This is a genomic window from Pseudomonas sp. ASL7 (genome assembly GCF_056680375.1).
The window spans coordinates 2483011-2496332 of sequence record NZ_CM155279.1 but is presented as its reverse complement, the minus strand read 5'-3'; the positions used below and the strand labels follow the sequence as shown (position 1 = coordinate 2496332).

11 protein-coding genes and 2 pseudogenes are annotated in these 13322 nt (G+C 58.2%); 6 read left to right on the top strand and 7 right to left on the bottom strand.

All coding sequences use genetic code 11. The features are described from left to right. Positions 1-109 precede the first annotated feature (109 nt). Positions 110-205, bottom strand: a pseudogene (locus AC1MDT_RS11315) (LysR family transcriptional regulator); the annotation flags it as partial. 250 nt (positions 206-455) lie between these two features. On the opposite strand from AC1MDT_RS11315, the pseudogene AC1MDT_RS11310 reads away from it, so the two are divergent. Together AC1MDT_RS11310 and AC1MDT_RS11305 are read left to right on the top strand one after the other, a co-directional pair. Beyond that, positions 456-569: pseudogene (locus AC1MDT_RS11310) on the top strand (carbon-nitrogen hydrolase); the annotation flags it as partial. A gap of 323 nt (positions 570-892) precedes the next feature. Then, positions 893-1336, top strand: coding sequence for a hypothetical protein (locus AC1MDT_RS11305; RefSeq protein WP_480422103.1), 444 nt, complete (start codon positions 893-895; stop codon positions 1334-1336). A gap of 26 nt (positions 1337-1362) precedes the next feature. Here AC1MDT_RS11305 and AC1MDT_RS11300 read toward each other — a convergent pair whose 3' ends face one another. Beyond that, entirely contained in the window at positions 1363-1806 is a 444-nt protein-coding gene (locus AC1MDT_RS11300; RefSeq protein ID WP_480422102.1) for a cupin domain-containing protein, read from the bottom strand. A 171-nt stretch (positions 1807-1977) separates the two neighbouring features. Here AC1MDT_RS11300 and ligD point away from each other — a divergent pair, with 171 nt between their 5' ends. After that, positions 1978-4530 carry a DNA ligase D gene (ligD, locus tag AC1MDT_RS11295; RefSeq protein ID WP_480422101.1) on the top strand — a complete coding sequence of 851 codons (2553 nt, stop codon included), beginning with the start codon at positions 1978-1980 and terminating at the stop codon, positions 4528-4530. Here ligD and AC1MDT_RS11290 read toward each other — a convergent pair whose 3' ends face one another. The 3 genes from AC1MDT_RS11290 to AC1MDT_RS11280 all read right to left on the bottom strand — a co-directional run bounded on the left by AC1MDT_RS11290 (position 4531) and on the right by AC1MDT_RS11280 (position 8219). Next, the gene (locus AC1MDT_RS11290; protein WP_480422100.1) at positions 4531-5220 is read right to left on the bottom strand and encodes a DUF3313 domain-containing protein; all 690 of its coding nucleotides are present in this window, start codon (positions 5218-5220) and stop codon (positions 4531-4533) included. A 47-nt stretch (positions 5221-5267) separates the two neighbouring features. Next, on the bottom strand, positions 5268-6536 hold the full coding sequence (locus tag AC1MDT_RS11285; RefSeq protein ID WP_480422099.1) for an OmpP1/FadL family transporter: 1269 nt from the start codon (positions 6534-6536) through the stop codon (positions 5268-5270). 69 nt (positions 6537-6605) lie between these two features. After that, on the bottom strand, positions 6606-8219 hold the full coding sequence (locus tag AC1MDT_RS11280) for an arylsulfatase (RefSeq protein WP_480422098.1): 1614 nt from the start codon (positions 8217-8219) through the stop codon (positions 6606-6608). A 355-nt stretch (positions 8220-8574) separates the two neighbouring features. Here AC1MDT_RS11280 and AC1MDT_RS11275 point away from each other — a divergent pair, with 355 nt between their 5' ends. Continuing rightward, positions 8575-9339 carry a DUF2092 domain-containing protein gene (locus AC1MDT_RS11275; RefSeq protein ID WP_480422097.1) on the top strand — a complete coding sequence of 255 codons (765 nt, stop codon included), beginning with the start codon at positions 8575-8577 and terminating at the stop codon, positions 9337-9339. Positions 9340-9886: 547 nt separating this feature from the next. Beyond that, on the top strand, positions 9887-10183 hold the full coding sequence (locus AC1MDT_RS11270) for a hypothetical protein (RefSeq protein ID WP_480422096.1): 297 nt from the start codon (positions 9887-9889) through the stop codon (positions 10181-10183). Between the two features lie 109 nt (positions 10184-10292). On the opposite strand, the gene AC1MDT_RS11265 is transcribed toward AC1MDT_RS11270, so the two are convergent. Next, positions 10293-10748 carry a glycine zipper 2TM domain-containing protein gene (locus AC1MDT_RS11265; RefSeq protein WP_480422095.1) on the bottom strand — a complete coding sequence of 152 codons (456 nt, stop codon included), beginning with the start codon at positions 10746-10748 and terminating at the stop codon, positions 10293-10295. Positions 10749-11008: 260 nt separating this feature from the next. Here AC1MDT_RS11265 and AC1MDT_RS11260 point away from each other — a divergent pair, with 260 nt between their 5' ends. After that, complete coding sequence (locus tag AC1MDT_RS11260) at positions 11009-11683, top strand: DUF3313 domain-containing protein (RefSeq protein WP_480422094.1); 675 nt, start codon at positions 11009-11011, stop codon at positions 11681-11683. A gap of 19 nt (positions 11684-11702) precedes the next feature. Here the strand turns inward: AC1MDT_RS11260 and AC1MDT_RS11255 are convergent, their stop codons facing one another. Continuing rightward, positions 11703-13289 carry a class I adenylate-forming enzyme family protein gene (locus AC1MDT_RS11255; protein WP_480422093.1) on the bottom strand — a complete coding sequence of 529 codons (1587 nt, stop codon included), beginning with the start codon at positions 13287-13289 and terminating at the stop codon, positions 11703-11705. Positions 13290-13322: the final 33 nt, after the last annotated feature.

Genomic DNA, 13322 nt, shown 5'->3' with positions numbered 1-13322 from the left:
GACCGCTCACCCTGCAGCAAGTGAGCTTGCCGCCGTTGGGTCGGTCCGCGCTCGGGGAGCCAGTCGCGACGTTGGCTATCAGTTGTTCGCGCCTTTACGCGGGTGCAAAAAGCGCGTTCTGCGGGGCGGAAATCCCACCGGCCTCAACGACGGTCAAAAATACCCGGATCAAACGAAGATCCAGTTCCGATACAGTTCCCAGCATGCGTACCCCCCCGATGCTCACTCACATAGACGTAAATCTATGTAAGCAGTGTGCCTGCGATATTTTATAGGCCTGACCAACCCCATACATTGCAGGGAAGCCGGCGCTCTGCCCACAAAAACAACAATTACCAGCATAGGAACAATCGCATGTCAGGGTCCCCACAGTCTGCGCACGCCACAGAGGCGAGTAGCGGGTTGGCCATCGAAGGCCACTCGATCGATTACATCCCGACTGCTTCGGATAAGGACAGCGCGGCGAGCAGATGTTGTTGGCGTCGTTGAACCTCGCTGAGGCGCGTAATAAGCGGATCAGCGAGCGTAATGACCTGCATCGGGATCGGCGGGCTGAGTTGTATGGCTAGTCTCAGGCGCGTCTGCCTATTTATGGTGGCTCACCTGGGGCTTTGATTGGGTATATATCCGGTTTTTGGTGATGGCTGTGTATGGACCGCAGACAGGGTGGACAGGTGTGCGGGGGCATGGTGGACCCACTATGGGCTGTGTTCCGGGTTATTCACGTCGATAGGGCTGATGCGAAAGCTGCGCACTCGAGCGGGAGCAAGCGCCCTCGCCACCAAAGTGTTACGGCACCAGACCGACTATCCGAAGAAATGCCAGCTTTGCGCTGACAGCTAAAATTGAGAAGGGGGATCACTTCAACGCGTTAAAAAGCGGGAGTATCACGATGAAAATCGTATCTTCGCTGGCGTTGGTGGTAGGAGTCGGGTGTATTTCTGGGTGTTCATCAGTTCCTGACAGCCAGGTCATCAACGTTCCCCTCCATGCTACCCCCATCAACGCCGGTAAAATTGCCAGCCCCGTCATGATGGCCGACGGTAATGCGACAGTCTTCTGGTTTGCCGTCACTGGCGAACCCATGGGCAGCGCATTACCGGGCCGTTTGTCTGCCTACATCTATCAGGGAAGCTGTACGAACCTGGGTCCGAAACCAGCCTTTGACATGAACGACGGCCCGAACGCCCGGTTCTATTCGTCGGCATCGCTCCAGTATTTCTGGAAAAGCGCGCCTGTAGCCATCGATACGCTTCGCGCCGGTGGCTATGCGGTGGTTGTGCGTGAAAGCCCGGCTGATGGCAACCAGAATATTTTCTGCGGGAACCTGAGCTGACAACCCTTGTAGGAGCAAGCTCGCTCCTACAAGGGTTTCGGCACCAGGAACCTGACACCGTGGGCTTCACCGATCTCAAGTATTCGCGGCATATCCTCTGGCACCTTAAGCTGATCCATTGCAGCAAAGAACTGGCCACCCCGCGGATCAGACACTACACCGATCATTTTCGCGGTCGCGCTGATGTTCTTGTAGGCATGAATGGCGCCACCGGGAATATGCACGTAACCGCCGCTCGAGATCGTGGTTGATTTGCCCTCAACCGTGATTTCGACTTGTCCGTCAATAACGTAAAAAGCCTCGTCCCAGGGATGAAAGTGCGGCGGTGGCCCACCTCCCTGGACGCCTTCCTGTATATGCACTTCAAAGGGTTTGGTCAGATCGCCGCCCGCGAGAATGGTGATCCTCTCGCCAACGACATTGACCGGCCCTGGCTTTTTTTCGGACTCGATGACATGAACCGTTCGCATGATTGCTCTCCGGGGATACGTTCACTCGTTGAGTATATTCACTCAAATACTAACCACGTCCCGCGAACAAGCCCGTCTGTCCGGGCAATTTCAACACCAATTGAATTTTCTTCCGGGCGAATCGCTCTGCTGATGTAGAGAGGCGTTGAATCGGCATCAGGTGGGTGAGCGATGAGCAAGAATCTGGATGATTACAACCGCATGCGCGACTTCTCGGCGACCTCTGAACCGGCCGCTAAACGTTCGGGCAAGAAAACGGCGAAAAGCCACGCCTTGCAGTTTTGCATCCAGAAGCATGACGCCTCGCACCTGCATTACGATTTTCGCCTCGAGCTCGATGGCGCGCTGAAGAGTTGGGCGGTGCCCAAGGGGCCGTCGCTGGACCCCAAGGTCAAGCGCCTGGCAGTGCATGTCGAAGATCATCCGCTGGATTACGCCACGTTCGAGGGCAGCATTCCCGAAGGGCATTACGGCGCCGGTGATGTGATTGTCTGGGACCGTGGCGTGTGGATTCCCCAGGAGGATCCGGCCCAGGCCTACGCCAAGGGCAAACTCAAATTCGAGTTGCAAGGCGAGAAGCTCAGCGGTCTGTGGAACCTGGTGCGCACGCACATGCCGGGGAAGCAGGAGCAATGGTTTCTGATCAAACATCAGGACGGCGCGGCCAAACCTGAAAGCGATTACGACGTGGTTTCAGCCGAGCCGGACAGCGTGCTCAGTGACCGAACCCTCGTGACCCAAAAGCCGAAGGCAGCCGATAAGCCCAAGCCGGTCAAGAAGCCGGCGCGCAAGGTGGCGCCTAACGCGCAATCGGCACCACTAACCGGCGCGCACAAGGCCAAACTGCCGGATCAGCTCAAGCCGGAACTGGCGACACTGGTCGAACGGGCTCCACAGGGCGAATGGAGCTATGAGATCAAATTCGACGGCTATCGGATCATGGCGCGCATCGACCACGGCGAGGTCAAACTGTTCACCCGCAATGGTCATGACTGGACCCACAAGTTGCCCGGTCAAGCCGAGGCGTTGGCAGCGCTGAACCTGGAGTCCGCCTGGCTCGACGGCGAAATGGTGGTCGCCAACGAGCAGGGCGTACCGGATTTTCAGGCCCTGCAAAACGCTTTCGACGCGGGCCGCAGCGCCAACATCGTGTATTACCTGTTCGACATGCCTTACCTCAATGGCGTGGACTTGCGCGAAGTGCCTGTCGAGGAGCGAAGAGCGGCACTGGCGACGGTGCTTAAACCCAATAAAAACCCGCTGCTGCGCTTCTCCGACGCGTTCGCTGAGAACCCTGACGCTTTGCTCAACAGCGCCTGCCAAATGCAGATGGAAGGACTGATCGGCAAGCGCTTGGGCTCGCCGTATGTGTCTCGGCGCAGCAGCGACTGGATCAAGCTCAAGTGCAAGCACCGGCAGGAATTTGTCATCGTCGGCTACACCGATCCGAAAGGCTCGCGCAGCGCCTTTGGGGCCTTACTGCTCGGGCTGCATGACCGTGACAGCGGCAAGTTGCGTTACGCCGGCAAGGTCGGCACCGGGTTCAACGAGTCGACCCTCAACAGCCTCTATGAACAATTGATACCCTTGAAAGCGAAAAAGCCGTCGGTGGTCAACCCGCCGAGTGGCGTTGACGCCAAGGGCGTGCATTGGCTCAAACCTGCCTTGCTGGCGGAAATCGCATTCGCGGAAATGACCAAGGAAGGGTCGGTCCGTCACGCGGTGTTCCATGGCCTGCGCAATGACAAACCCGCCCAAGACATCACCGAGGAGCGTCCGACCGTGGTGAAGGCCAAAGAGAAAACTGTTGAAAAATCCGCACCGTCACAACTTGGCCTGGACAAAGGCAAGGTGCGCATCACCCATCCAGACCGGGTCATCGACGCCAGCAGTGGCACCACCAAAATGCAGTTGGCCGAGTATTACGCCCGTGTCGCCCAATGGATATTGCCCGAACTCAAGGACCGGCCGGTGGCGCTGGTTCGCGCGCCGGACGGCATTGCCGGTGAACTGTTTTTCCAGAAGAACGCCGAGCGCCTGGCCATTCCCGGCATCACCGTCCTGGACAAGAAACTCACCGGCCAGCCGGTGATGATCATCAACAACGCCGAAGCCTTGATTGGCGCGGTGCAGATGAGCACTGTGGAGCTGCATACCTGGAATGCCACCTTGGATAACCTCGACAAACCTGACCGCTTTGTCCTGGACCTCGACCCGGACCCGGCGCTGCCCTGGAAAAGCATGGTCGAGGCGACGCAGCTGACGCTGTCGGTGCTCGATGAACTGGGGCTCAAGGCGTTCCTCAAAACCAGTGGCGGCAAAGGCATCCACCTGGTGGTGCCGCTAACCCGCAAGCTCGGTTGGGATGAGGTGAAGGACTTCAGTCACGCTATCGTCAGCCACATGGCCGCGTTGCTGCCGGAGCGCTTTTCGGCGGTGTCGGGCCCGAAGAACCGGGTCGGGCGCATCTTCATCGATTACCTGCGCAACGGTCTCGGTGCCACCACCATCTGCGCTTACGCCGTGCGCACCCGTGAGGGGCTGCCGGTGTCGGTGCCGATCTTTCGTGAAGAGGTTGCAGAGCTCAAGGGCGGCAATCAGTGGAACCTGCACACGGTGTATGAGCGCCTGGCCGAAGTCGGGGATGAGCCTTGGGCGGATCTTGAGAAAACCCGTCAAACCATCACCGCCGACATGCGTCGGCGGGTCGGGATGAAGCAATAATCAGTAGGCAGGGGGCTGGCTGATGAACGCCTGCATATCGGTGCCCAGTTTATCGATCGCCGCTTTGAAATCCTTGGCGGTAACCTGCTGGCTCTCGTTCGAAAGCTGGGTGCCGAACACTTTGCGCACCACTTTGGCCACCGTCTGATTGGTTTTCGCGTCGATGAACTCGGCTTCGATGAACAGGTTGGTGTCCTGATCCCGATGTCCGCTGGCGGCCTGTGCAGCCCCGACCACCGCCGCGACCGGTATCACTTCATACCACTTCATGCCTTCGTTGGAGGCACTCACTCCGGTGATCGCCGCGCGCATGATCAAGGTTTTTGAACCCGCGGGGGCCGAGCTGGCGCTCGACACCACCCGGTATTTCTGACCCAGTATATTTTTGGCCTTGCTGGTCATGTAGTTCTGAATGTCGTTCAACGTCTGCTGGTTCACCCGCTCATTGGGCTTGGGCGCCGGATAGAGTTCCAGCCTATTGAACGCCACGGTGTCATAGGCATTCGGGTTCCACGACGGGCTCACCCAGCGCATGGCTGTTCCGCCGCTGGGGGTGGTCACTTCTTGCAGGTCGTTATAGCTGGACAGGAAGCCGGAGTATTGATTTTGCTCAGTCACTTTCGAGGTGCAACCGCCTAGCAACAGACTGGCCATCGCGGCGCCAATGAACAATTTTCGGGACAGGTTCATAGTGGTGTGTGCTCCATGGATAAAGTCATTTTTTCGGTAGCAGGGCATCAGAATCGCCAAGTCATGTTTGCTGTCAGGGCTTGAATCCAGGCATTGTCGAACTGACCGGAAGTTTGAATGCCTGACGTGGATTTGGTCTGGTCGACCGGCATATCACCCAGCCAGATCAGCGCCCAACTGACGTTGACGTCGGTGTCCTTGTTCAGAGCATAGGTGGCTCCTGTCGCAAGGCGCCAGGAATCGCTCATAGGCACGGTGAATGTGCGATTGGCGTCCGAGACGGCGCTGCTGTCGTAGGCCACGCCGAAGTTCCACAACAGTTGCTGGGTGGCCTGGTACTGCGCGCCCAGTGCCAGTTGCCAGGTGTCTTTGTAGTGGGCCTGGACCGTGGTCGATTGGGCGCCGACCGCCGTGGTGTCGACTTGCACCGCGACGTCGCCGAACTGTGACCAGTCCTGCCAGTTCACCGAAGCAAGGAAGGCCCACTTGGGATCAAGTTGCTGGAACAGGCTGAGGGTCGCGGTTTGCGGCACCGTCATGTCGAGCTTGGTGTTCAGGCCATTGAGGCGCTGTAGCAGCGGGCCGTTGCCGGAGACCTGCAGCCGGTCTTCGAAATTCAGATCGACCTTGCTGGTGTATTCCAGGCCAATGCGGGTGCCGGGTTGCGGGGCATAGATCACCCCGACATTCCCGCCAAAACCCCAATCGTTGTCTCTGTACTTGAACTGGCCGTCAGTGCGGTCGGCGAGGCCGAAGGGCGAGCGGTCAATCGCTGTTTGCGCTTTCAGCATGCCGTACATGGCTTTCACGCCGACGCCGACCGACCATTGTTCGTTAAAGCGGTACGCCACGCTGGGTACAAAAGATATACCGGCGAGGCTGGCGTCCTGCACGAAATAGCGCCCGGACCAGCTATTGCCGTAATTCTCCGCCAACCCAAAGTCGGCATATTGGCCGAAGCCGATGCTCCAATGGTCGTCGAGTTCATGGCTGATGAAGAAACTACCGCCGGGAATGGGGGCGAGGATGTTGCCACTGCCGCTGCCAGTACCATTGGTGTTGGAATCGCGATCAAAAGTCAGGTCGCCGTACAACACTTGCAAACCAGCGGTGATTTGCGTGCCTGGCAGGTAACTCATGCCCGCTGGGTTGCTGGCAATTGTCGAGGGACCCTGGGCTCGGGCGGCGGCACCGGCGTTGGCCAGGCCGGTGTTATCGGTGCCGATTTCGTAGAGCAGGAGGCCGCCGGCGTGAGCATGCTGGCAGCACAGTGCAAGCAGGGTGATGGCGGGCAGTGTGGTTGTTTTTATCTGCATTGGGTCACCTCAGCGAATGTCCTTTGTGAACGCAGGTGGCCAGCGTTGGCCACCCGTGTACTCGACCGCTTACTTGGCCATGGCCGCCCGAGCTGCTTCGATCTTGGCCTTGACGGCCTCGAGGTTGAAGCTCGCGCCTTTTTGCATGGGTGGGTATTCAACTGCAGTCATTGCCAGTTTGCTCACCTGATCCTGCACAAACACGAAACGCCAGAATTGGAATTTGAACCATTCGAAATAGGACAGTGAGCCATTGGCTGTCAGATTTTCAGACCAGCCCATGCGTTCGAACGGATCGAGTCTCAAGTTGGTCAGGACCGGCATGTCTGGCTGTACTTTTGCCCCGAGCCAGCCGCCAGGCTGATCGATGAAGCGATACTTGTAGTCATCGACGCGGATAGCGCCGAGTGTACTTTCACCGAAGTAGAAGATCTCATGGCGATTTGACGGACCTTTGCCGGTAATCATCGGTGTCTGGTCGTAGCCATCCAGGTGAACCTTATAGGTAGTATCGCCCAGCTGTTTGCCCTTGAGCAGTTCTTGAGTGATGTTCGGGTTGCCTGCTGCCGCGACGAAGGTCGGGAACCAGTCCATGCCGGACATGATACCGTTGCCAATCGTGTTCGCAGGTACCTTGCCAGGCCAGCGAACGATCGCCGGAACCCGGAAGCCGCCTTCCATCACCGTGCCTTTACCCATGGCAAACGGGGTGGTGCCGCCGTCAGGCCAGGTGAAGTTTTCCGCGCCGTTGTCGGTGGTGAAGACCACGATGGTGTTGTCATCCATGCCTTCTTTTTTCAGCTTGGCCATGACTTCGCCGACGATATCGTCAAGCTGTGCCATGCCGGCTTCCTGCTCCGACCAGCCATTTTCCGAGTTGCGCAGTTTTTCGTACTTGTCGGAAAGGTGCGTGACGATGTGCATGCGAGTCGGGTTGAGCCACAGGAAGAACGGTTTGTTGTCCTGTTTGGCCTTGTCTACAAAAGCAAAGGCCTTATCGCGGATTTCGTCGTCGACAGTTTTCATACGTTCTGGGTAGAGCGTGCCGGCGTCTTCGATTTTCTGTTTGCCGATCTTGCCCCAGCGTTCCATCACGGTCGGGTCATCGGAAGTGGTTGCCCAGCTGTGAACCATGTTGCGAGGGCCGAACTTCTCCAGCTCAGCCTGCGGGTAGTTGGGGTGCGCAGGGTCTTCCATGGCATCGAGGTGGTAGAGGTAACCGAAGAACTCATCAAAACCGTGCACGGTTGGCAAGAACTGGTTGAGGTCGCCCAAGTGGTTTTTGCCAAACTGGCCGGTGGCATAACCCATGGCTTTAAGCGTGGTGGCAATGGTCACGGCTTCGGCGGGAATGCCAATCGGAGAACCAGCCTGACCCACGGTGGTCATGCCGGTGCGGATCGGCAGTTCACCGGTAATGAAGTTGGCGCGCCCGGCTGTGCAACTGGCCTCGGCGTAATAGTCGGTAAAACGCATGCCTTCGGCGGCCAGTTGGTCGAGGTTGGGTGTTCGACCGGCCATCATGCCCTGATTATAAACGCCGATATTGGACCACCCAATATCGTCGCCCATGATCACCACGATGTTCGGCGGCTTGTCGGCTGCGTGAGCCATGCCGGGTATAGCCATAGCTGATAACAGTATGGGTAGAGCGAATAGCGAAGATAACGTTGTCCGGTTCATATGTAGATCCTATGTACTAGTGCCAGCACGTGAGACGGACCCCACCGCCTTTTAATTTTGGATCCCCCGCGAGTGAGCGTAGGTTTGAATTGTGAAATATCCAGTAATAGCTATCGGAAACCGGGCCGGGTTCACTCCAGCTACCGCCATTTATTGTTTGATGGGAAAGCGAACGTCATAAAACGGGGCTTTGCGCTTGCCTGGCATAGCTTTCGCAGCAGGAGCCCCGGAAAAAATCCGTCCCGGTTCTACTTCCGTTGCTAGGCTTAAAGCCTGACCTGATCTCTTCGGGGTACAAACAATGTCTTCCCTCCAACAGTTTGTCCGGTTGTCTTCCCTCACTTTGGTCTTAGGCTTGTTTGCTGCCTCCTTGCATGCGGCCCAGACGCCTGCTGTTGACGCGCCAGCGGTGCAACTGGAGCCCAAGGCGTTGGAGATTCTGAAGACCATGAGCGCGAGGCTGGCAAGTGCTCAGGGCATGAGCTTCAAAGCCGTCACCACTTATGAGAAACCTAGCCGGTTGGGGCCGCCCTTGGCCTACTGCACAGTGGCGTTAGTCAACATGCAGCGGCCAGACCGACTGCGCGTATTGACCTCGGGAGATGGTCCTGCGACCGAGTTTTACTACGACGGCAAGAAAGCCTATGCCTTTGCACGCAAGGAAAATCTACTGGCGCAAGCGGATGCGCCACCGACCATCGATGCGACCCTTGAAGCCGCGTATCAGCGTGCAGCGATCTACTTTCCGTTTACCGACGTGATCGTTGCCGATCCGTACAAGGATTTGGCCAGAGATATGCGTTTGGCGTTTTACATCGGCCAGTCCACGGTGATCGGTGATACCACGACCGATGTCATTGCTTACGCCAGCGATACCGTGTTCGTTCAGGCGTGGATCGGTGCGCAAGACAAGCTCCCGCGGATGTTGCGCGCGGTGTTCCGCGATGATCCGACACAATCCCGGCATCAGGTTGAATTCAGCGACTGGAAGCTCAATTCGTCGATGCCTGCGGACTTCTTCAAGCCCGACCAAATTGAATCGGCGCAGCGGATTCAGTTTGCTCCGCCGCCAGACATGCGCGCCCCGGAAGGGGTTAAATCGCCGGTGGCAAATCCCTGAACAAGGAGACTGAACCATGAACAGATCTACCTTGAAATTCGCCGGCATGTTAATCGCGGCGCTGACTTGTAATCATGCGTTGGCATGGTCTCACGCTTCCAGTTTTGGACGCTCATACGGTGGTGGCGGCTCCTGGAGTCATTCTGGTGAGTACGGCTCTGCTTCAGGCGGCGGAGGCAGTTGGAGTGGCGAAAGCAATCGCGGTGGCTCGGCTTCAGGCGGGGAGGGGAGTTGGAGCGGCTCTGGCTATCGCGGCGGCTCGGCTTCCGGTGGTGACGGCAGTTGGAGTGCCAAAGACGAAAATGGCGGCTCTGCATCGGGCGGAGAGGGCAGCTGGCACGGCACCGGGGCAGAAGGTGGAACGGCATACGGAGGTGAAGGGTCGTGGCACGCACAAGGTGAGTCTGGCGCCACTGCCAGCGGCTACCACGCGGAGGGGTATGGTGCGACGGCCTATCATCCGACTACATACGGTACGAGTTACTACCATCCGCCCACCGCGGTATATGCCAGTAGCGGTTGCTACAACTGTGGCTATAACGAAGGAGTGAATCCCGCTGCAGCGGCCGCCGTTGGCATGGCGGCCGGAGCGACCATGGCCACGGTGGCCAATGAGAGTGCAGTAGCGAATGCGAGCAATAACGCCTATGGCACAGGCTATAACGCCGGGATGGTGGCCTCCGCACCGCCGACAATGCCCATGGGTACGACCTTTGTCAGTCTTCCCCAAGGGTGTGGGTTGAGGACCGTCTCAGGCGGCACTTACTATCAGTGCGGCAACTCGTGGGTGCGACCTGCTTACGGTGCCAATGGCGTTTTCTACACCGTGGTGCCGATGCCGTAATCAATTCAACGAGACGGAAGCCGGCATAACTCGATATCGACGTTGACCAAGGCCTGCCAGAGAAGAGCGACTCGCGGGCCGTGGCCCGGGTCGCTCTATTTGACGCGTTCTAGCTTTGTGGAACAACGCGGGCATCGTTGCCGGTCCCCTCGATGTACACGTTCATGCCTGTGTTCAGCGCCGGGTTGATCGGCTGGGTCACCGACACCAGCACGCCATTTCTCACCCGCACGATAATCTGCTGCGCTTCCTGAGGCCGGTCATACTTTTTCTTTTCGGCGTAGTTGCCACCGGCTGCGCCAGCCAGGGCGCCAGCGACCATGGCGACATCTCGACCGGTACCGTGGCCAATCAGGCTGCCGATGCCGACACCGGCGATCCCGCCAAGAATGGCGCCGACGCCGCTGTCGTGGTTAGTCTGCATCTGTGTCAGCACGATCTGCTCGATCCGGCCTGAGCGGATCTCCGTCTCACCGGCACCTCCGCTAGTGGCTCCTACGGTGGCGCAGGCGGTAAGCAACAGACTTGTCAGTGTGATCATTAGCCGGGAAACAGTGATATTCATTGCCGAACTCCGTCATCCAGAGGATGGGTAGATTCATACGCATCGCATCGCGTGAGAAAAAAGCCTAGCACAGGGTTTTTTGGGGGCACGGGTCCCGACCTGAAAAAGTCGCTTCACTCGACGGCCCTACAGCAGGACACGACTCGGCCAGGAACTTTCACAATGCGACATGGAAATTCCGGCGGACTCAACAATACTCACTAGTGACTCCCCCCCGTCAGTACATTCTCCCAACCGTTTTAGTGCAGGAGATCGGATCAATGAACATACACCGTCAATGGTTGGCCAGTGTGGTACTGGGTGGACTACTGCTTTCAGGCTGTACCTCCAAGGTGACTGAGCAGCAGCAATATTCAGGTTTTTTGCCCAGCTACGACGGTTTACAGCAATTGGAATCGCCCACCGGCGAGCCAGTGTTGCGGTGGGTGGCACCCGGTTTCGCCCCCGGCGCCTATTCGACGGTGGTGTTCAGCGGATTGCAGTTTTATCCTGCCCCCCAGCCCAACGAACGGGTAAATATGCAGACACTGCAAGACTTGCAGGCCTACACCAGTGCTAATGTGAAAAGCGTCCTTGAACAAAAATACCGCGTCGTACCGGCGATAAGTGATGTTCGCGCGGGTCAACGGACGCTGATCCTGCGGGCGGCGATTACCGGGGTAACGGCCTCCAACGAGGGCATGCGCTGGTATGAAATTGTGCCGGTGGCGGCAGTGGTGGGCGCGACCGAGGCGGCCACGGGACATCGAGATCAGAACACCGAGTTGTTTATCGAAGCGGAGCTTATCGATGCCGCTTCCGGCTTACCGGTGCTTAAGGCGGTGCGCAAAATGTTTGGCAAGACCCTGAAGAACGCCAGTCAGCCCGTTACCGCCGAGGATTTCAAAGCGGCGATCAGAGGCATGACCAGCGATATTCAGACGTTGATGATGTAAAGGTAGAAAGCGCCGGGACTCAGCTGATCTTGCGCAGCGTCCCCAACCAATACTTTTCCCGCACTTGCCGGCGCAATACTTTGCCGACTACCGAGGTGGGCAATTCATCGACAAACACCAGCGACTTCGGCGCCTTGTAGCCCCCCAGTCGAGTGCGCGTTTGTGCGATCAATTCTTCAGAGGTGACCGTTTCACCCTTACGCAGGATCACTTCGGCGTGCACCGCTTCACCCCATTCGGGATGCGGGATGCCGACCACGGCCGCCATCAGCACCGAGGGGTGTGCTGCCAGCGCCGCTTCGACTTCCACGGCATACACGTTGAAACCACCGCTGATGATCATGTCCTTGAGCCGGTCAACGATGTACAGGTAGCCTTCGGTATCGATGTAGCCCAGGTCACCGGACTTCCACGCGCCGTCGTCGAATTCGGCCGCCGTCGCTTCCGGGTTTTCGTAGTAACCCTTGATGATGGCTTTGCAGCGAATACGGATTTCACCGGTTTCGCCAATCGGCAATGCGTGGCCGTCGGCATCGGCGATAAACACTTCGACACCGGGGGTAGGCCGGCCAGCCGACGACAGATGTTTCAGCGCGGCGGCATTGCCGGGTTGGTGCGCAGCCTTGTCCAGCGCCGCGATCATCATCGGCGACTCGGTAGCCGCGTAACCCTGGACGAAGATCTGCCCGAAGCATCCCACCAGTTCTCCGAGTTTGTCCGGGCTCATCGGTGCAGCGCCGTAGATCAGCGTGGTCAGGGACGAGAAGTCTTTCGGATTTGCCCGCTGCAACTCCAGCAAGCGATACAGCACGGTCGGCACCAGGAACGAGTGGGTGACGCGCTCGCTTTCCACAATCTGCCGCCAGACTTCCATGTCCAGCTGGTTCAGGGTGATGTTGGTGCCACCGCCGTAAACCGTGGGGAAAAACAGCATCAGCGTGCCGTGGGACAGTGGCGAGACGTGCAGCAACCGTGTCGCGCTGGACAAGCCCAGATCGGTGTTGATGAACGCCGCGTCGCGGCAGGCCATCCAGTTGTCGATGGAGTACATCGCGCACTTGCCCTTGCCGGTGGTGCCACCGGTGAAGCGCAACATGCAAATGTGCTGGTCGGTATCGAGGGTCACGTCATTGTCGAGATCGGAGGCGGCGTCCACCAACGACCAAAAGCTGTGCACGCCGGGGAGGGCGGCTTGCTCGGCAGTGGGCGGGTCCATCACCACGATCTCGCAATCGCGGCTGCGCAGCGTGTCGTAGTAGCTGTCGAGCAAGCGGGTTTCGAGAAACACTACTCGGGGTTTGACCAGTTCGATTTGCCGCGCGTGTTCCTCAAGCGGGTCGCGCAGGTTGGTCATGACCACCGTGCCTTCCTGCTTGAAGGTGCTGGGAAACATCATCAGGCTGAGGTTGTCGTTTTCCAGGATCAGCATGAAACGCTCGCCTGCACGCACCTGCAGCACGGAGCGCAGGACATCGGCGATGCGGTTGGTCAGCAGGTGATATTGCTCGTAGGTGAAACGTCGATTGCGCTCGACGTTGACGATCGCCTCCTGGTCGCGATGACGCAGCGCGAGCAAGCGCATAATTCGGCTGAAGTTCATTTTCATGGTGTGTTGGCCCTGTATGACTGGCTCAAGAGA